Annotated in this window: 22 protein-coding genes; 20 read left to right on the top strand and 2 right to left on the bottom strand. The window is 50.8% G+C overall.

What is annotated here, in order from left to right:
- From V3851_RS22430 to V3851_RS22395, 8 genes are all read left to right on the top strand, one after another.
- Nucleotides 1-339, top strand: coding sequence for a Na(+)/H(+) antiporter subunit C (locus tag V3851_RS22430; protein WP_331848762.1), 339 nt, complete (start codon nt 1-3; stop codon nt 337-339).
- Nucleotides 332-1,807: a Na+/H+ antiporter subunit D gene (locus tag V3851_RS22425; protein ID WP_331848761.1), complete on the top strand. Its 1,476-nt coding sequence runs from the start codon at nt 332-334 to the stop codon at nt 1,805-1,807. Before V3851_RS22430 ends, V3851_RS22425 begins: the two co-directional genes overlap by 8 nt.
- Nucleotides 1,808-1,821: 14 nt before the next feature.
- Entirely contained in the window at nt 1,822-2,301 is a 480-nt protein-coding gene (locus V3851_RS22420; RefSeq protein ID WP_331848760.1) for a Na+/H+ antiporter subunit E, read from the top strand.
- A complete protein-coding gene (locus V3851_RS22415; RefSeq protein WP_331848759.1) occupies nt 2,298-2,579 on the top strand; it encodes a Na(+)/H(+) antiporter subunit F1 in 282 nt (93 codons plus the stop codon). Before V3851_RS22420 ends, V3851_RS22415 begins: the two co-directional genes overlap by 4 nt.
- Nucleotides 2,563-2,997 carry a Na+/H+ antiporter subunit G gene (locus V3851_RS22410; RefSeq protein WP_331848758.1) on the top strand — a complete coding sequence of 145 codons (435 nt, stop codon included), beginning with the start codon at nt 2,563-2,565 and terminating at the stop codon, nt 2,995-2,997. The genes V3851_RS22415 and V3851_RS22410 overlap by 17 nt, the downstream gene beginning before the upstream one ends.
- Before the next feature lie 724 nt (nt 2,998-3,721).
- Complete coding sequence (locus V3851_RS22405) at nt 3,722-3,937, top strand: hypothetical protein (protein ID WP_331848757.1); 216 nt, start codon at nt 3,722-3,724, stop codon at nt 3,935-3,937.
- A gap of 160 nt (nt 3,938-4,097) precedes the next feature.
- Nucleotides 4,098-4,517 (top strand): DUF1259 domain-containing protein, encoded by a 420-nt coding sequence (locus V3851_RS22400; protein WP_331848756.1) that lies wholly within the window; start codon nt 4,098-4,100, stop codon nt 4,515-4,517.
- Between the two features lie 56 nt (nt 4,518-4,573).
- A complete protein-coding gene (locus V3851_RS22395) occupies nt 4,574-4,993 on the top strand; it encodes a DUF1259 domain-containing protein (protein ID WP_331848755.1) in 420 nt (139 codons plus the stop codon).
- Nucleotides 4,994-5,097: 104 nt separating this feature from the next.
- Here the strand turns inward: V3851_RS22395 and V3851_RS22390 are convergent, their stop codons facing one another.
- A complete protein-coding gene (locus tag V3851_RS22390) occupies nt 5,098-5,850 on the bottom strand; it encodes a hypothetical protein (protein ID WP_331848754.1) in 753 nt (250 codons plus the stop codon).
- A 437-nt stretch (nt 5,851-6,287) separates the two neighbouring features.
- Between V3851_RS22390 and V3851_RS22385 the strand changes: the two genes are divergently transcribed.
- Nucleotides 6,288-7,511, top strand: coding sequence for an MFS transporter (locus V3851_RS22385; RefSeq protein ID WP_331848753.1), 1,224 nt, complete (start codon nt 6,288-6,290; stop codon nt 7,509-7,511).
- Between the two features lie 184 nt (nt 7,512-7,695).
- On the top strand, nt 7,696-7,923 hold the full coding sequence (locus tag V3851_RS22380; protein ID WP_331848752.1) for a DoxX family protein: 228 nt from the start codon (nt 7,696-7,698) through the stop codon (nt 7,921-7,923).
- Here V3851_RS22380 and V3851_RS22375 read toward each other — a convergent pair.
- Entirely contained in the window at nt 7,903-8,865 is a 963-nt protein-coding gene (locus tag V3851_RS22375; protein ID WP_331848751.1) for a phosphotransferase family protein, read from the bottom strand. The two genes, V3851_RS22380 and V3851_RS22375, sit on opposite strands and share 21 nt — an antisense overlap.
- Nucleotides 8,866-9,054: 189 nt before the next feature.
- Between V3851_RS22375 and V3851_RS22370 the strand changes: the two genes are divergently transcribed.
- The 10 genes from V3851_RS22370 to V3851_RS22325 all read left to right on the top strand — a co-directional run bounded on the left by V3851_RS22370 (nt 9,055) and on the right by V3851_RS22325 (nt 17,616).
- Nucleotides 9,055-9,828, top strand: coding sequence for a hypothetical protein (locus V3851_RS22370; RefSeq protein ID WP_331848750.1), 774 nt, complete (start codon nt 9,055-9,057; stop codon nt 9,826-9,828).
- 3 nt (nt 9,829-9,831) lie between these two features.
- Complete coding sequence (locus V3851_RS22365) at nt 9,832-10,218, top strand: GntR family transcriptional regulator (protein WP_331848749.1); 387 nt, start codon at nt 9,832-9,834, stop codon at nt 10,216-10,218.
- A gap of 7 nt (nt 10,219-10,225) precedes the next feature.
- Nucleotides 10,226-10,924 carry an ABC transporter ATP-binding protein gene (locus V3851_RS22360; protein ID WP_331848748.1) on the top strand — a complete coding sequence of 233 codons (699 nt, stop codon included), beginning with the start codon at nt 10,226-10,228 and terminating at the stop codon, nt 10,922-10,924.
- Between the two features lie 98 nt (nt 10,925-11,022).
- Nucleotides 11,023-11,670 carry a GntR family transcriptional regulator gene (locus V3851_RS22355; RefSeq protein ID WP_331848747.1) on the top strand — a complete coding sequence of 216 codons (648 nt, stop codon included), beginning with the start codon at nt 11,023-11,025 and terminating at the stop codon, nt 11,668-11,670.
- 147 nt (nt 11,671-11,817) lie between these two features.
- A complete protein-coding gene (locus V3851_RS22350) occupies nt 11,818-12,813 on the top strand; it encodes a metallophosphoesterase family protein (RefSeq protein WP_331848746.1) in 996 nt (331 codons plus the stop codon).
- 5 nt (nt 12,814-12,818) lie between these two features.
- Nucleotides 12,819-13,643, top strand: a complete 825-nt coding sequence (locus tag V3851_RS22345) for a metallophosphoesterase family protein (protein ID WP_331848745.1) — start codon at nt 12,819-12,821, stop codon at nt 13,641-13,643.
- Between the two features lie 47 nt (nt 13,644-13,690).
- The gene (locus V3851_RS22340) at nt 13,691-15,028 is read left to right on the top strand and encodes an ABC transporter substrate-binding protein (RefSeq protein WP_331848744.1); all 1,338 of its coding nucleotides are present in this window, start codon (nt 13,691-13,693) and stop codon (nt 15,026-15,028) included.
- Between the two features lie 44 nt (nt 15,029-15,072).
- The gene (locus tag V3851_RS22335; RefSeq protein WP_331848743.1) at nt 15,073-16,041 is read left to right on the top strand and encodes a carbohydrate ABC transporter permease; all 969 of its coding nucleotides are present in this window, start codon (nt 15,073-15,075) and stop codon (nt 16,039-16,041) included.
- Between the two features lie 13 nt (nt 16,042-16,054).
- Nucleotides 16,055-16,876, top strand: coding sequence for a carbohydrate ABC transporter permease (locus V3851_RS22330; protein ID WP_331848742.1), 822 nt, complete (start codon nt 16,055-16,057; stop codon nt 16,874-16,876).
- Entirely contained in the window at nt 16,876-17,616 is a 741-nt protein-coding gene (locus tag V3851_RS22325; RefSeq protein ID WP_331848741.1) for a tyrosine-protein phosphatase, read from the top strand. The genes V3851_RS22330 and V3851_RS22325 overlap by 1 nt, the downstream gene beginning before the upstream one ends.
- Nucleotides 17,617-17,803: the final 187 nt, after the last annotated feature.

Genomic DNA, 17,803 nt, shown 5'->3' with positions numbered 1-17,803 from the left:
ATGGAGACACTCATCGTTATACTTGTCGGCATCTTGGTGTCGGTCGGAACTTATTTGATATTATCGAGACGATTGCTGCGGATTGTATTGGGATCCTCGATCATCGGCCATGCCGTGAATTTGCTGCTCATCACTTCCGGCGGTCTCAAAAAAGGGGCAGCCCCGCTTCTGCATGAGAAAACGGCAGGCTTCACGGATGCGATTCCGCAAGCCTTGATTCTCACGGCCATCGTCATTAACTTTGCCGTCACGGCGCTAGTATTGGTTTTGTGTTACCGTGCCTATCAAACCCACGGGACGGATGACATGGAACAATTAAGGGGAAATGAGCATGAATAATCTACTAATTACTCCCGTCGTCGTCCCTTTGCTCATGGGAATGGTGCTCATTATTTTTCAGAAAAATATTCAGCTTCAGCGGGCTCTCAGCCTGGTGGCGTTGCTGGCTACGGGCATCATTTCCGTTCTATTGATGAACCAGATCAAAAATGACGGGATTCAAACTTTGCAGCTCGGGGGTTGGGAGGCACCGTTCGGCATCAGCTTCGTCGGCGATATGTTCAGCGCTTTGCTGCTGCTCGCCACCTCGGTAGTCTCGATCGGCTGCCTGATCTATGCCTTTCCGTCCATTGGCAGAAGACAAGAAAAGCTATATTTCTATCCTATGTTTTTGTTCCTGGTCACGGGGGTCAACGGCTCGTTCTTAACGGGGGACTTGTTCAATTTATATGTCTTTTTTGAAGTATTTCTGTTCGCTTCGTATGTCATGATCGGCTTGGGCGGCACCAAGAGGCAGCTTCGCGAGTCGCTCAAATATATTTTTACGAATATTATTTCGTCCGCGTTTTTCCTGATGGGCGTTGCCTATTTATACTCTATGACGGGCACCTTGAACCTCGCCCACTTGTCGCTACGGATCGCCGAAGTCGGCCAGGACGGATTAATCACAACCGTGGCCTTCCTGTTCCTCGTTGTCTTCGCTTTAAAAGCGGGGCTGCTGCTTTATTTCTGGCTGCCGGGATCCTACAGCGCACCGCCGACGGCCATCGCGGCGATCTTTGCGGCATTGCTTACCAAGGTCGGCATCTATGCGATCTTCCGGATGTTCACCCTGATCTTCTATCATGAGCCGCAGATAACCCATTGGTTCATCGGGATATTGGCTGCCGCCACGATGATTCTCGGGGGACTCGGAGCGGTCGGTTATTGGGATTTGCGCAAAATATTAACCTACAATGTGGTGCTCAGCGTCGGATTTATTATGCTCGGATTTGTTTCGTTGACGCATACCGGTATGATGGGTTCCATCTATTATTTGATTCACGATATGATCATCAAGGCGCTCGTATTTTTGGTCGGCGGAACGGTGATTCATTTAACCGGAACCAGCCATTTGAAGGATACCGGCGGTTTGATCCGTCTTCACCCCCAGTTGGGCTGGATGTTCTTCATCGCCGCATTGTCGATGGTGGGCATTCCGCCGCTAAGCGGATTTCTGGGCAAAGTGTTCATTACCCAAGGGGCCTTTGAATCCGGTTATTTCTGGCTTGGGGCGATCGGGCTGCTGGCCAGCCTTTGCATTCTGTATTCCATGATCAAGATGTTCATGAGTGCCTTCTGGGGCGAACGCATCTTAAGTGAAGAGGAAGAGAAGGGAACCACGAAGGGCTTGCTGCTACCGATTGCTCTGTTGACTGCCGCCAGTCTTGTGTTGGGCATCGGAGCCGAAGGCCTCGCGGGTTATGTGGCTCAAGCCGCCGAGGAATTGCTCAACCCGAGTCTGTATATTCAAGCCGTGTTTGATTAAAGGGGGGAATCGCCATGCCCGTTCAGGTACTTCTCAATATATTTATTGCTTACCTGTGGATGTTTCTGCAGGACGAAATGAGCATATTAAATTTCATCAGCGGTTACTTTGTCGGTCTGTTTATTTTACTGTGCATGCGGCGGTTCTTTAAAAGCCGGTTTTACTTATTTACGCTGCTGGCGGTCGGTAAACTGCTGGTTCTGTTTATTAATGAACTGATTATTTCTTCGATGATGGTCATGAAGCATGTGCTTCGCCCCAAAATCGATGTCAAGCCGGGGATTTTCAAGGTCGAGACGGATTTGGAGGGGGATCTGGAAATTACGCTCCTCTCCTTGCTGATTTGCTTAACGCCGGGTTCGGTCGTAATGGAGCTTACTCCGGATTCCAAGGTGCTGTACATTCACGGTTTGAATATGCCGGAGTCCAAAGAGGGCGTACTCAAGTCAAAGTCAATTTTTGAAAAAGCCATAAAGGATGTGACAAGAAAATGATCTTCGATACGATTATGATCATCTCATTATGCATCTTGATGTTGGCGATCCTGGTCAATTTATACCGGATTGTGAAGGGACCATCCGGTGCGGATCGGGTCCAGGCGCTGGATTCCATAGGGATCAACCTTATCGCGAGCATTGCCGTGTTCTCTGTGTTTTTGCACACCCACGCTTTTTTTGATCTTATTTTGCTGATCGGGATCCTGTCGTTCATCGGAACGGTCGCCTTTGCCAGATTCATTGAGAGGGGTGTTGTGATTGAGCGGAAGCGGTGAAGTCGTCGGAGCGATCCTTATTCTGTTTGGAGCGATTTTTAGCCTGATCAGCGCAATCGGAATCGTACGTTTGCCCGATGTGTATACCAGATCTCATGCTGCATCTAAAAGTTCTACGCTCGGCGTGCTGTGTGCGCTGGTCGGAACCTTGCTGTATTTCATCATTACCGACAGCTATTTCAGCATCCGTCTCATCTTGGGCATCTTCTTCGTATTCTTAACCGCTCCGGTAGCGGCTCATGTGCTCACCCGGTCGGCCTACCGTAACGAGGTGCCGCTGGCGGAGACGACCGTCGAAGATGAGCTGAAGGACTATTATATGGAGAATGAGAACGTTGAGAAAGCGGAAGCGGAAAGGCAGGCTGACCTGAACCCGAACCCGATCGAGAATCAGGAGAAGCTTCAGGTGACGGAGTAAGCCGGTGTGAAAAGAGCCTAATCCCTTTGGATTAGGCTCTTTTCTGTTGGTGTGATTTTAAAGATAAACCTTGTGTTCACACAGGTTTCTGATTCTTTCGCAATTTGATATAATTACCAATGATAGCAGACGGTGGACAAACCACGGCGCAGCTCCTTGAGAAAGGAGGGATGGCCGTGGTTCATGTAACGCTTTACGATGTACTAAAATGGATTTCCTTAGTGTTGACGCTGTTCTTCAGTGTCCGGAAGTTCGTTAGATGGATTCGTCGTAAATGGCGTCGTCACATGGAAAAACCCACCGTCAAATAGGTTAGCCGCCTAACGGTGGGTTTCATGCTATGCACGCCGTGGGTGCCAACGTGCTATCAAAGCGGTGTCGTGTGTCCAGCACGACACCGTTCTTATTAGTATTTACTAAGAAGAAAACATTTATTTGTATGTATTATACCCTTAATTCATGATGCGATCAACGAAACCTCCAAAAAAATAATGTTATTACTGAAATAAGGTGTAACAGAACGAGTGCTGATCATACTGTGAAAGGAGAATGAATATGAACGGTGTGAACAAATTGGAGAAAGATAGCCGGAAGCTATCTGAAAATGTTGCTCCATTTAAAGTGTGACAAATGTCACGGAAAATAATTATTTAAATTTTGAATAATATGCTTAGCGAATATAAAGCCGGGGGATCACCGGCGAGATTGGTGGAGGGATCAAATCGTGACAGCCGGTCGCGGGACGGTAGAGCAGGATTTCATTATTGAGCGTATTCGAGAACAGTTTCAATGCCGGGTTCTATGGAGCGAAGGGCGGCCATGCCTGGAGTACAAGAATATTGACGAATTGGACAGAATCTCCGATTACGTACGGGCTAACTTTGATACGGAGCTGCTTGATGTATTTTTTACAGCGATTGAGAGCTTGCCGGCAGATTAATACAGTTATGAAACTATAAAATCCACAGCCGATTTAGGTTGTGGTTTTTTCATTTCTGTTTATTTGCCCCGTTTTTTTGCACGGCATTGGTGAATTTGCCCAATTCACTTTTCCTTCCTGGTCATAAGATGGTCTAGAAAATGATTAAAGGAGGATTTACATGGCAGCACATGGTAAGGTAAGCCCGCAATTCAAAAAGCTGTGTGACCAATTTGGAAGAATCCTGGGGGGCGAATCTGAAATTGAAGAAGGTCCTGTTTGTTTTGTCACGCGGATGACGAATCTCAACGAGACGATCTTGGGAAGAAGAACGCGTTCTCCTTTGGTTCAGATGCAAATGTTCTCATTTGAATCCCTGGATAAATCGGGCCGCGCACTTTGTTTGGGCGAGACCGCCGTACATCAAAACCAGGTCAACCGATTGATATCGAATCTCCGCAACCGGGGGATCAAAGTGACCGCCCTTCATAATCACTGGTTAAAAGAAAACCCGCGCCTAATGTATATGCACTGGGAGGCCATTTCGAATCCTATTGTGTTTGCCAGAAATACCAAAGAATCGATTGCATTTTTGGGTTAGTCCGGTTTGGCGATAAAGTTCAATTTTATAAAGAATTGAGAGGATGACAGCATATCATGGAAACAGTGAAGGCAAGCCCTCGTTTTAGAAGACTGTGTAACCAATTTTCAGCCATCTTAGGCGGAACGGAGCATGAAATTACTAAAGGTCCCGTTTGTTTTGTAACCAGAAACAGAAGGATAAACGCCTCCATTTTAGGAAGAAGAACTACGTCCCCTCTGGTTCGGTATCAATTGTTCTCATTCGAATCCCTGGACAGTTCCGGCCGTGCGCTTTGTTTGGGGGAAACCGCCCTTTTCCAAAACCAGGTCAACCGGTTGCTGACGAACCTCCGCAAGAACGGAATAACAGTAACCGCCGTCCATAATCACTGGTTATTTGAAAATCCGCGCCTGATGTACATCCATTGGGAGTCAATCGATAACCCCATTGCATTCGCCAAGAAAGTAAAACGCTCCATTGCTTTCTTGGGTTAATTGGGTAATTCGCTAAGCAGTTAAAACGGGTTTCGAAAAATCAGGCGGGGGCTTGCATAGGGGTTCAAGGACAACCGGCCCCCAAATGATATCATGCTTCGGCTTTAATCATAAGGCTTCACTTCAATTCGGTCGGCAATCAATTCATTTCTTGCCTTATCGAATTTATAAGTGATACGGACATCGCATACATATTGGGGAGAGATTCCGAAGCTTGCGCCTAAAGTGGAAACAATAGTTTGGTCTTCCACATGATAATAAACCACACCCCCGAAATATAGCTGTTCTTGATCCAAATCCGGAAATGGAGACTCATAACTGAATTCATACTTTTTTCCTTGCGCTTCCACTTTTATTGCCAAAATATCATTATGGTTAGTAATATGTGTTTCAACTTGATCCGCAGTAATTTCCTCATAGCTTTGCACTTTGATTTCCGAGAGGTCCTTGCTGTTCAGCACATGAATTTCATCAATGCTTAAACCCGTACCTTTCCCCAGATTAAGAATCACAACCGCCTCTTCCTCGCCATCCCCTGTTACGTCGGTATAATAGATGAGGGGCTCTCCCAAGGTTGAGAATCTCCAATCAAAATCTTTCTGGACTCCATTCACTTCTATAGTTACGCGCTCGTATCCGCCGGTATCGTTTTCCTTAATAGGCGAAAGCTTTACTTCATGATTTTCTGAATACCAAGTCACATCCTGACCGGTCTCTTGTTCCGAAAGTGTTGTTGTTTCCCGGACACTATTGTTGGAATTGCCGGGCCCTTCCGTACCCGCTCCCGGTTTCTCCGTACTGCATCCCGAAAGTAAAATGGCGGCCAATAAGATCGATATCCCCGTCCTTTTATTCAACTTCAGGTACCCCTCTCATCCTTGTCTAACAGAAATTATATCAAAGTAAATATAAAGGTGGTTTACATGAGAGTAACAAATTTCATACTGAATCGGCAGTTGACAGTTTATCAAATCCCGTGCTACCATATGCGAGTATTTTGAGATCGTAAGGAGGTTGGCTTATCTATGCATTCCATTCGCTGGAGATAAGAACGGCAATAAAAAAGCGGATTTTTTCCATATTTTATGGGCTTTTTTTGTCGTGCTTATTTTATGAATGGGATCACACATGGATAAGTTGAAGGATGGCGTATTCCTATTAAGCTATGCCTTATTCTTCTGTGCCTTTTCGTTGGTATGCAGACTGTAAGCCCGTAATGTGGACTTAAGGCCTGCATTTTTTATTGCCTAAAAACAATAAAACGACCAATAAAAAATGCAGAGGAGATAAAGATATGAACACGCAAACAAAAAAATGGAAACGTGACTTTTTCACCATATGGGCGGGCCAGGCCGTATCCATCATTACCAGCGCCATTCTTCAAATGGCGATCGTCTGGTATCTTACCGCGAAAACAGGCTCGGCCATGGTGCTGTCCATGGCGACGCTGGTCGGCTTCTTGCCGCAGGCGATCGGCGGACCTTTGATCGGCGTTCTGGTCGACCGGTGGAGCCGCAAGAAAGTAATGATCATAGCCGATATGGTGGTGGCCTTGGCGGCCGCCTCACTGGCTTTGGTCGCTTTCTACAGGGAGCTTCCCGTATGGTTGATTATGATCGTACTTTTTATACGCAGTATCGGTTCGGCATTTCATTCCAACGCGCTGAATGCAACGACCCCTCTGTTGGTGCCGGGAGAGTTCCTGGCCAAAAGCGCCGGGTACAGCCAATCGGTGCAATCGATCAGCTATATCGTCAGTCCGGCAGCGGCTGCGCTGCTGTATTCCGTCTGGGATTTGAATGCCGTGATCGCCATTGATGTGGCGGGGGCCCTGATAGCCAGCACCATGGTTGCGCTCGTGGCCATCCCGAAGCAGGAGACCAAGGGGAGTACGGTGCAGAGCGGCTTTACGGAGGAACTGAAAGCGGGATATTATGCGCTTAAGCATCATAAAGGATTGATGGCCCTTTTCTGGATTGGCGGGTTATACATTTTTGCATTTATGCCAATCAATGCGTTATTTCCGTTAATGACGATGGGATACTTCGGAGGAACGATGAAGCATGCTTCCGTGGCGGAAATGATCTTTGCCATCGGGATGCTGGCCGGGGGATTACTGCTCGCCAAATGGGGCGGCTTCAAGAACCGCACCTATACCATCGTCGCAGCTGTCTCTCTTATGGGACTGGCGCTAATATTATCTGGTTTATTACCGGCGGGAGGCTTTTACTTTTTCTTGATTTGCTGCGTCCTGATGGGCTTTTCCGGGCCGTTCTACAATGGCGTGCAGATTGCGTTGTTTCAGGAGAAAATAGAACCGGAGTATTTGGGCAGAGTGTTCGGATTGCTGGGGAGCGTGATGGCTCTAGCCATGCCGCTGGGTTTGGTGTTTTCCGGGGTTTTTGCCGACCGGATCGGTGTAAACCGGTGGTTCTTTCTCTCGGGGGCAATAATTGTCGGAGTTGCGGTACTATGCCTGCTCATTCCTGCCGTCAGACAACTGGATCGTTCTAAATAAGCTTAACTCAATTTGCCCCCAACCCTGAGGTTGGGGGCTTCGACCTGTTGGCTTTGAAAATGTCCCAAGAACAAAGGAAAGAATAATCCGAGGGGCAGGTTTTCTAGTTGAGAACATATTCATATTTACAAACCAACGGTCGGTTTATATATTGCGCTTATCGGATTCATTTTTGTTGTTCCGCATGGCCGGATTTATAGGCTGGTCCTATTTTAACGATTGGCATTCATCACTGCAAGCGGCGGTGGCCGTCATGCTGCTGCTGATCGCCATGTTCCCTGCGAATGTCTATGCGGCCCGCCATAAATTGACGCTGGACGGGAAGCCCGTGCCAGGTTTGTTCGTCCGGACGCTGCTGCAGATCGTTTTTATCGCGGCCGTCGTATTGGCTTCACCGGTCTACGGGGGGTGAACTCACATGGAGCCCGGCTTTTTGGAGACCAGAATAAATCAATTCCTTAATCTCGAGTAAATTCGTTAGCTCGGATATATCCTGCAACGTGTACTTCACAAAAATCTCTTTCACGAAATTGGCGCCGAACGCGTGCATCAGAAGACCATGGAAGAGCTTTTCAATAAACAGGTCATAATCCAAATCTCCAATAAACTCATGAACCATTCCAATATCATAATTGAACAGACTAAACACGATGGGCGGGTACTCATATTCCGCGGGAGCGACGGTACTATCGGCAAAATCGATGATATAGACCTGCCCCTCCTTCCCCATTCTCACATTCTCTGCGGTGATATCGCCATGGACATAAACCAATGGGGAAATCTCCAGACTGCCAAGGATCTCGGCCCGCTGTAACTGGATCGTGTTCGAGAATGCGTTCCATCTCTCGTTATTGATGCCCCTTTTGATAAACGAAGTGTAATTTGCATGTTCCGAAGGAGAAACATTGATTTTGCGCAAATTCTCTTTCAATTGATGCACAAACTCGCGCTTCTGCTTGAAAGAGCACAGGGGAAGTATGTCTCCGGCATCCCGCCCGTCTATATACTCCATAATGAAGTACTTGAACAAGTATTTATCGCGGATACTTGAGGCGGATACAATCTTAGGAGTGTTGATGCCTTGGATGATGGCCCTTTGCAGAGCGCGCTCTTCGGCTTCGTAATCCGCTTCCGTATCCGCGCCGGATTCCGGGGGAGCGAATATTTTGATCACATAATTCCCGACTTTGAATACCGCATTGGTTCCGGGAGTCAGATGTGAAATATCTTCATACCCCGTTAATCCCTCTCTTGCAAAGATTTCCTCAATTAAGCCGCGAAAAGCGGAGATCGATTGATAGACATTTCCCCATGAACTCCAGTCCCGGATATACCGCTTGAATAATGGCTCCATTCCGTACACTCCATTTTAATTACAATTTCTCTCAATTATATTGAAAGAATCGGCCCCCGGAACAGGTAAAAAACAAATATATACGAGGTTTCTCCCCAATTTATAAAATTCAGATTGACGTTCGTTTTGTCTGAGTGTACTATTTCAATAGTACACTATAACATTAATGCGAAAGGAGCTAACATAAATATGGATGCATGTCTAAGGCTGCTCGGTAAAGATTTAAAATTAATGAAGGGATGGATACTGGGGGGTATCGCCATCCTGGTTGCGGTTGGCCTCCTTGGAGGATGGCTTGCATACAGAAATTCGTCGGGGATTATCAGTATCGGGATGACGGGCTTCCTTTTTATCCAGGTGTTTTACCTTCCGGTTTATTTATGGATCAGTTTGTCCAAGGAGTGGAGATCGACTTCAGCCATGTGGATGCAGCTTCCTAAGTCGGGTTGGACCCTGCTGGCGATAAAGCTCGTTAGCGCGGTCATCGGGATGTGTGTCACATATGCCATCGCGTATGCCATGTTCTATGGTATTTCTTATATCGATGGAGATTTCGTCTGGCCGCAGCCGTTTGGGACCGGCGAGCCTGAGTTTAATCCCATCCCTTATATCGGCTATATGCGCGAATCCTTTTTTGGCGTATTTTCAGTCGTATTTTATCTGAGTGCGATCATTGGGATCTGGACGCTATTGTTCAGCGTCTCCGTGCAAGCCGTGAAGCCTAAGCTGCACCGGTTTAGCTGGCCCGTTATGTTCATTGTTCTTGTCCTTATCATCTGGGGATTCCTTTCCCTTTCGGAAACAGCCGGTTACGCGGCCGTTACGAAATGGGGAGCTTTGACCGGGGATTCCGCTTGGGCCGTAATGGAATTGCATAGCGGTGAATTAGTCGTGGATGTGCTGGTTTGCGCCATATTCTTCTTCCTGGCAGGCTGGTTAATGGAAAGAAAGGTAGAGGTGTAGGAAATGGGAGAGGAGTTTAACGCTTCACAACCAATTTATCAGCAAATCATTGCGCGCATTTGCCGGCAAATCATTCGGAAGGAAATCAAACCGGGCGAGAAGCTTCCCTCCGTACGCGAGATGGCGATGCAATCCGGGGTGAACCCGAATACGATCCAACGCGTCTATTCCGAAATGGAACGGATGAACATTGTAGAGGCAAGAAGAGGGCAAGGATCATTTGTGACCGAAAATACCGAAGAGTTGGAGCGATTGCGTATGCAATTAAAGATGGAATATATCGAAGAGTTTGTAAAGAACATGACGGAGATGGGCTTTTCATATACGGAGATTGTTGAAGGTATTGAAGAAAGCTTGCAAGCGAACGGCAACCCAAACGGTCAGGAGTGAGAATAGGATGGCGAACGCGATTGTGAAATTTGAAAATGTATCGAAACAATATCCGCGCCGCTGCGCGCTGCAAGACGTGAGCTTCGAGCTGCCTCAAGGTAAAATTATCGGCCTGATCGGGGCAAACGGGAGCGGGAAATCGACGACACTCAAACTGATGGCCGGGTTGATCCGGCCAAGCCGGGGAGCGGTTGTCATTAACGGGGTGCAAATGAACCGAAGACATCCGGAGCAAGTGTCCTTTTTGCCGGATCACAATTATTTGTACCCGTTTTATACGGTAATGCAGACCATTGAGTTCTTTCACGGCGTTTATTCCGATTTTGACCGGGATAAGGCGGCGGATATGCTGGCGTTCATGGAGCTTTCCGGCGATCAGCCCATAAAGGCACTGTCGAAAGGGAATATGGCCAGATTAAAAATCATTTTGGCACTATCCCGGCAGGTTCCGCTGATCTTGATGGACGAACCGCTGTCGGGGCTTGATCCGATCGTTCGCGGCTCGATTATTAAGAGCTTGATTTCTTTCGTCGACATTGAACATCAAACCGTCGTGCTGTCAACCCATGAAGTCGCGGAAATCGAGCCGCTGCTGGATATGGCCGTGCTGATTCATAATGGGCGAATTCAATCGATTCAAGAGGTGGATGAAATCCGCGCTTCCGGCAATATGAATCTTGTGGAATGGATGAGGCAAACGAAATAATCCGCTCCTGGTGGCGAATAATCCAAATCCTTTCTTTTCAAAAATGACCCGTTCTGCTAACATTAAGCTAAAAAGTGCAAAGGATTTGTGTGCGGAACATGTCTCGCCAATCATTGGAAACCAAGGCTTACGAAGAACTGCGGCGGCGGATCATCGCCGCGGAATATTTGCCCGGTACGCTCCTGTCGGAGAACGATCTGGCCGAACAGCTGCAGATGAGCCGGACCCCGGTCCGGGCGGCCATATCGCTGCTCGTGACGGAAGGATTCGTGGAATCGTTCCGGGGACGGGGAGTGATCGTTAAGGAGATCACCTTCCGGGAATATGCGGAAATGCTCGAAATGCTGATCTCGATGCAGCTATATGCCATCAATACGGCGGAAAGACGCGGGCTGGCGTTCGATCTTCCGGCGCTGCGCAGCCACCTGGACCGCCAGAATGAAGCGCAGGCGGCCGGAGACATTCCTGCCTATTATGAGAGCTTCCTCGGGTTTAGCGAAACGATTATCCGGATGCTCCATAATCATTACATGCTGGGCGTGCTGGAGCAGACCAGAGGCAAAATTTTATTCAAAATGATATCCTACCGCAAGCAATACCCTCAATATAAGCCCCACAAATCGCTGGAGTCGAACCGCAAGGCGTTCGAAGCGCTTGAACAGGGCGACCTGGCGGCCGCCAGAGCGGCGGTGCTGGAGATTTATACGGTCACCTACGAAAGCTTAATCATGGACGGCATTATATGAATATTCGAAAACGAGCTCGGATGATGAGCTCGTTTTTTTGTTTTAATTTTAACAAAAGTGTGACGGCGATTTAACACATAACTTACATACAACCTGCATACTAAATTTGTAACAAGTTTTGAAATCCGGAAGGAGAGTGCCGCATTAATGTCGACACAGTTGGATCGCAAGCATAGCGAAATGTTTATAGACGAAAGCCGGATCGCCACGGACAAGCGTCCTTGGTTCGGAGCATTGCCGGAAGGTTTGACCGATAATTTCTCTTTCGCCGTCATGGGCGACCGCTGCGGCATGATGACTGCCGGCGTGTTTGAGCAAGGGCTTGAACTGTTGAAGGATCTGGGACCCGATTTCGTGCTCTTTGTCGGTGATCTGGTCGAAGGTTACTGGAAAGACGCGGCGAACGCCCGCGAGGAATGGGAATACATCGACGCGCAAATCGCGGTGACCGGCTTGCCTTTCTTCCAGACGGTGGGCAACCACGATTACGGAACTCAGGCGATGGTCGACGTATGGCGCGAACGCAAAGGGATGGATTATTACGCTTTCCGCGTCGGCGACTACCTATACCTGGTCTTGAATACGGAGGACCCGTTCGATCCCATGTCGGATGAATTTATCGATCTGGTTAAATCGGCCACGGAGAAAGTCCACCGGGATCCCGAGAATACGCTCCAATATATGAAGGAATTCTACGACGAAATCGTAAGTCAACTGACTCCCGAGCAAATGAAGGGGATGTCCCAGGTCAATGTAGGTATCAGCGAGCAGCAATTGGCGTTTGCGGAAAAGGTGCTGGCGGAACATGCGGACGCGAAGCATACCTTCGTCAGCATGCACAAGCCGGGCTGGAAGGCGGAGAGCGCGGAGTTCGCGCGGATCGAAGCGCTGCTTGGCGACCGGCCGTACACAGTGTTTGCCGGTCATTTCCACTCGCTCGAATTCTCGCGGCAGGACAACCGCACCTATATTCAGTTGGGTCGCACCGGAGCCGCCGCACACGGAACTACCAGAGGCGACGATAACCTGGTCTTGTGGGTGAACGTTCGCGGGGGCGAGATCTCCTACCGCGTCGTACATTTGGACGGAGTAACCGACGCAGCGGCTTATCCGCCGCATGCCCATGGACACGAGGAGGCGTAATCCTTATGGAGCCGATCTATTTTGCCCATCTGACGGATATTCACATTAATTCCCCGGAAAAGAACGACCCCTTGTTCGGGATCGATACGACTGCGAAGCTGCGCAAGGCTTTCGAGGATATCCGCGGCTTGAAAACAAAGCCGTCGTTCATTCTGATCAGCGGCGATTTGACGCAGGACGGCGATTTGGAAGATTATCGCCACCTCAAACGGCTCATCGATGAAGAATCCGCGAAAGCGGGCATTCCGGTGCATGTCGGCCTCGGCAATCACGACTTCCGCGCCCCCTTCCGCGAGGGGTACCTGGAAGAGGCGCCGTCGGAAGAGTCGTATTATTACAGCTTTATCGACCGTGGACTTAGGATCGTGATGCTGAATACGCAAGTTCCCGGCACGCATGACGGCCGCCTGGACGAAGCTCAGCTGGAATGGCTCCGGGCAACGCTGGACGAACCGGCGGAGCAGGGCAGCATCGTCGTGCTGCACCACCCGGTGACGGTCACGCCGACCGCGCTGATGGACAGCCATTTGCTGCAAAACCCGGAGGATCTTGCCGAGGCCATCTCCGGCCGCGATGTCATCGGGCTGCTGTCCGGGCACATTCATTTTCACAACATCGGCAGTCTAAACGGCATTCCGAGCTGCGCGGCAACCGGAGTAGCGTTCGGACTCGACCCGACGGCGCAGAACAGCATGGACTTTCTCGACAACTGCGGCTACAACCTCGTTGCGGTCAAGAACGGACAAATCGCCGTCCAACCGCGTTATTTGCCGGGCGATTACCGGCTGGTTTATGAATACGATCTGCACAAGCTTTCCGCTCACGCTTAAAGCCCGGCAAAGAAAATACACACAGAGCAAAGGGAGAGGGAGAAACCATGATGGGCAAAAAAAACTGGACGGCAGGCCTGCTGTCCCTGACGATTCTTGTGACCGCGGCGTGCGGAAGCTCCGAGACAAACACGGCGGGCGGATCCACAAACGCCGCGGGCTCCGCGAATGCGGCGGCCTCCGGCGAGAAGACGAAAATTACGTTCTACAGCTACAATCTGGCGACGGCCGGGCAAAAGGACGGCACGCAAAAGCTGATCGACGAGTTTGAAGCGGCCAACCCGGATATTGAAATAGAAGGGATCCCGGTCGCCTCCCCTGACATCAACGCCAAGGTGCAGGCCGATATCGCGGCCGGGTCGCCTCCGGACGTTGCGCAGCTGGTTTTTGACGGCCTGGATTACATCGCGAACAATTTCGGCGCGAAGCCTTTGGAGGATCTCGTTCCGGAGGATGAATTGGCGCAAGCGTTCGAGGGCTTCTCGCCGAACGGCCTGAAGCTCGGCCAACTGAACGGCAAAACGTACGGCTTGCCGTTTACGTTCAGCACCCCGGTGCTGTTCTATAACGCCAAACTATTCGCCGACGCCGGACTCGATCCGGAGCAGCCGCCGGCCACTTGGGCGGAAGTGAAGCAGTACGCGCTGCAAATCGCCGAGAAGACGGGTGCCACCGGTGTTCACATCGGCGGCTCGGTCGGCAACGACTGGATCGTGCAGGCGCTGATCGGCAGCAACGGCGGCAAGGTGCTGTCCGATGACCGCAAGACGATCGAATTCGGCAGCGAGGAGGCGGTCGGCGCGATTGAGATGTGGCAGGACATGATAGCCAGCGGGGCGATGGGCAAGCTGAACGACAGCGAAGTCATGGAGGCGTTCAGCCAAGGACAAGTCGGCATGCTGCTCTTCACCAGCGCTTTGCAAAGCTCGTTCCTGACGGCGGCCGAAGCCGGCGGCTGGGAATTGAAGTCGGCGGCGATGCCATCCTTTGACGGCAAGCCGACGACCCCGGTCAACTCGGGCAGCGCGCTGTTCATTCTGTCCGACGACGAAGCGAAGCAGCAAGCGGCCTGGAAGTTCCTCCAATTCGTCACCAGCGAACGCGGCTATACGATCATTACTTCGGAAATCGGCTATTTGCCGCTGCGTCCGGCTATCGTCGACGACCCGCAGTACCTGAAAGACTGGGTGGAACAAAATCCGCTGATCAAGCCGAATCTCGAACAGCTTGAGCGGCTTAATCCTTGGGTATCCTACCCGGGCCCGAACTGGTACCAAATTGAGACGATTCTGCTCGAGGCGGTACAGAAATCGATCCAGTCCACGGACGATGTTTCAACGATAATGCAGGAAGCTCAGACCCGGGCGCAATCGCTCGTACAATAAGCTGGAAGCTCATTCCAAGCGCTTCTGAAAGGAGAACGTTTAGCGTGAACTACGATACGGCGACTTCGGCCATGCCGAAGCCGAAAGCAACAACGAGACCGCAGGCCAAGCAACGCAAAGCGTTCAGCGCCCGAATGCGAGGCGTCAAGCCTTATCTGTACTTGCTGCCGGTAGTGCTGTCGTTGGGGTTCTGGGTTTACCGGCCGCTGCTCCAAACGTTTCAGCTCAGCTTCTATCAATGGAATCTGCTGCCGACCACGCCCAAAACGTATGTCGGCTGGCAGAACTTCAAGAACCTGCTGACCTTGCCGGAGATGGGAAAGGCGCTGACCAATACGCTTATCTACACGATCGGCGTCATTCCGTTTTCCTTGATTTTGCCGCTGTTCATCGCGGTTTTTACGGACAGTATCGGAGGCCGTGCCCGTAACGTATACCGGGCGCTCATCTTCGTCCCGATGATCATGGCTCCGGTCGCCGTCTCTTCGGTATGGCGCTGGATCATGCACCCGACGAACGGCATTTTGAACCAAACGCTGGGGTGGCTCGGGCTGGACGAGCCGATCCGGTTCTTCACCGACGAGCGCTGGGCGATTTATTCGATCACGTTCATTACCGGCTGGAAGCTGATCGGCTTCAGCACGCTGATTTTCTCCGCGGCCCTGACCGGGGTGAACAAGGAGTACTACGAAGCGGCCAAAATCGACCGCGCGAACCGCTGGCAGATCTTCCGCCACATTACGCTGCCGCTGCTTTCCCCGTCGATTCTGTTTATGGGCATGCTCAGCATTTTGTTCGCTTCGGAATGGAGCTTCTCCTATGTCAATGTGCTGACGCAAGGCGGGCCGCTCGGTTCAACGACGAATATCTATTACTTGCTGTGGCAATACGGCTTCCAAACCTTCGCCGTCGGCTGGAGCTCCGCAGCCGCTGTCGTTTTGTTCATCGGCTTCGGTTTGATCGCTTTAGGCTTCATGAACCTGTCCAAACGGCTGTCGTTCTTTGACGATTAGGAGGTAAACAACCATGAATACTAAAAAGCTAAAGGCCTCCGCCATTGGCAAGCACGCGGTGTTGATCGCCCTATGTTTTCTGGCCGTATTTCCTTTATACTGGATGATCAATACTTCATTTAAGCCGGCGGGAGAAGTGTTCTCAGCGAGCCTGTGGCCCAAAACCTGGACGCTCGACAACTATAGGGACGCCTGGAACGCGATTCCGATGGCGCGGATGATCGGCAATTCCCTGCTGGTCGCCATCGCCCAAACGTTCACCCAGCTCATTACAAGCATTCTCGCCGCCTATGCGTTTACCCGCTGGAATTTCCGCGGCAGCGGCATCATTTACGGGCTCATCGGACTTACCTGGCTCGTTCCTTTTCAGGTCATTATGATCCCGAACTACGTAGTGATCAGCAATATGGGCTGGAAGGATACGCTTACGGGACTGATCGTTCCGAATATCGCTTCGGCGTTTGCGGTGATCCAGTTATACAACGCGTTTAAGGCGTTCCCGAAAACGCTGATCGAAGCCGCGCACCTGGACGGGGCGTCGGATTGGAGCGTGCTGTGGCGCACGATCGTCCCGAATTTGAAGGCGCCGATCGCCTCCATCGGTATTTTGCAGTTCATAACGGCGTGGAATGATTATTTCTGGCCGCTCCTTGTCACGAATAAGCTGGAAAATTCCACGATGCAAAAAGGGCTGCAAATGTTCATGTCCTCGGAAGCGAATTTGTGGGGGCCGTTGATGGCGGCCACGACGATCGCTTGTCTTCCGGTGCTCATCATTTATCTGCTGCTGCAAAGACAAATTATCGACTCCTTCGTGAAAGGCGGTTTACGCTAATGACATCATTGACTCATTCCTTCGAAAGACGCCTGGCGCTTACGGGCGCATACAATGTCCGCGATCTCGGCGGATACGCGACCAAGGACGGGCGAACGACCAAGTGGGGACGGCTGTTCCGCGCCGACGGGCTGCATAAGCTGACGGAGGACGACCAAAAGGCGCTGCTCGGCAAAGGCTTGCGTACCGTGATCGATTTGCGGCACGAGCAAGAGCTGAAGCAATTCAGAAATGTATTCTCCGACTCGAATGAGGTCGCTTATCACAATGTAAGTCTGGTCAATCCGGCGACATCGACCCGTCGGGATATCACCTGCCTCGGCGACCTGTACGTCGATATGCTGGACAACGTGCAGCCGCAGCTGCTGCGCGTGTTTCAATTGCTGGCGGCGGGTGAAGGGCAGGCCGCCTTGTTCCACTGCGCCGCGGGCAAGGACCGCACCGGCGTGACAGCGGCGCTGCTGCTCGATTTGGCGGACGTGCCGGAGGAGACGATCGTCGCCGACTACGCGCTGACGGGTGAATGCATCGCTCCGATTATGGAGGAGCTCCGCAAAGGCAAGCCGGAGGGTGTGCCGGACGAGAGCTATGACATCTTCCTCGCCAGCGATCCTTCCAACATGGTTATGATGCTGGAGCATCTGCAAGCGAAATACAGCGGCGCGGCAAGCTACCTGGCCGCGATCGGCTTGAGCGAATCGGAGCTCGAAGCTCTCCGGAGGAAACTGCTGAAGGATTAAGCGGAAGGAGAGCGGCCAGGCCGATTAACACGGCACGCCGCCGCTGTGCTAACGGACACCAGCGCCGTTATTCGGTCCATACTCGCGGATCCTGCGATATAGCGGACGGAGCAGCCGTTATTTCGCAAACTTTGGCCCCGAACTGAGCCATAGGCAGTAAATAAGCGCTCTGATGTCCGTAAGATTG

The organism is Paenibacillus haidiansis, assembly GCF_036553665.1.
Taxonomy (GTDB): domain Bacteria; phylum Bacillota; class Bacilli; order Paenibacillales; family Paenibacillaceae; genus Fontibacillus; species Fontibacillus haidiansis.
This window is presented reverse-complemented; position numbering and strand designations above follow the sequence as displayed.

Coding starts and splice junctions, on each gene's coding strand:
- V3851_RS22355 (WP_331848747.1), top strand. CDS start 11,023: ATGTCTCGCCAATCATTGGAAACCAAGGCTTACGAAGAACTGCGGCGG.
- V3851_RS22420 (WP_331848760.1), top strand. CDS start 1,822: ATGCCCGTTCAGGTACTTCTCAATATATTTATTGCTTACCTGTGGATG.
- V3851_RS22425 (WP_331848761.1), top strand. CDS start 332: ATGAATAATCTACTAATTACTCCCGTCGTCGTCCCTTTGCTCATGGGA.
- V3851_RS22395 (WP_331848755.1), top strand. CDS start 4,574: ATGGAAACAGTGAAGGCAAGCCCTCGTTTTAGAAGACTGTGTAACCAA.
- V3851_RS22430 (WP_331848762.1), top strand. CDS start 1: ATGGAGACACTCATCGTTATACTTGTCGGCATCTTGGTGTCGGTCGGA.
- V3851_RS22330 (WP_331848742.1), top strand. CDS start 16,055: ATGAATACTAAAAAGCTAAAGGCCTCCGCCATTGGCAAGCACGCGGTG.
- V3851_RS22375 (WP_331848751.1), bottom strand. CDS start 8,865: ATGGAGCCATTATTCAAGCGGTATATCCGGGACTGGAGTTCATGGGGA.
- V3851_RS22325 (WP_331848741.1), top strand. CDS start 16,876: ATGACATCATTGACTCATTCCTTCGAAAGACGCCTGGCGCTTACGGGC.
- V3851_RS22365 (WP_331848749.1), top strand. CDS start 9,832: ATGGGAGAGGAGTTTAACGCTTCACAACCAATTTATCAGCAAATCATT.
- V3851_RS22415 (WP_331848759.1), top strand. CDS start 2,298: ATGATCTTCGATACGATTATGATCATCTCATTATGCATCTTGATGTTG.
- V3851_RS22340 (WP_331848744.1), top strand. CDS start 13,691: ATGATGGGCAAAAAAAACTGGACGGCAGGCCTGCTGTCCCTGACGATT.
- V3851_RS22400 (WP_331848756.1), top strand. CDS start 4,098: ATGGCAGCACATGGTAAGGTAAGCCCGCAATTCAAAAAGCTGTGTGAC.
- V3851_RS22380 (WP_331848752.1), top strand. CDS start 7,696: ATGGCCGGATTTATAGGCTGGTCCTATTTTAACGATTGGCATTCATCA.
- V3851_RS22385 (WP_331848753.1), top strand. CDS start 6,288: ATGAACACGCAAACAAAAAAATGGAAACGTGACTTTTTCACCATATGG.
- V3851_RS22345 (WP_331848745.1), top strand. CDS start 12,819: ATGGAGCCGATCTATTTTGCCCATCTGACGGATATTCACATTAATTCC.
- V3851_RS22370 (WP_331848750.1), top strand. CDS start 9,055: ATGGATGCATGTCTAAGGCTGCTCGGTAAAGATTTAAAATTAATGAAG.
- V3851_RS22350 (WP_331848746.1), top strand. CDS start 11,818: ATGTCGACACAGTTGGATCGCAAGCATAGCGAAATGTTTATAGACGAA.
- V3851_RS22360 (WP_331848748.1), top strand. CDS start 10,226: ATGGCGAACGCGATTGTGAAATTTGAAAATGTATCGAAACAATATCCG.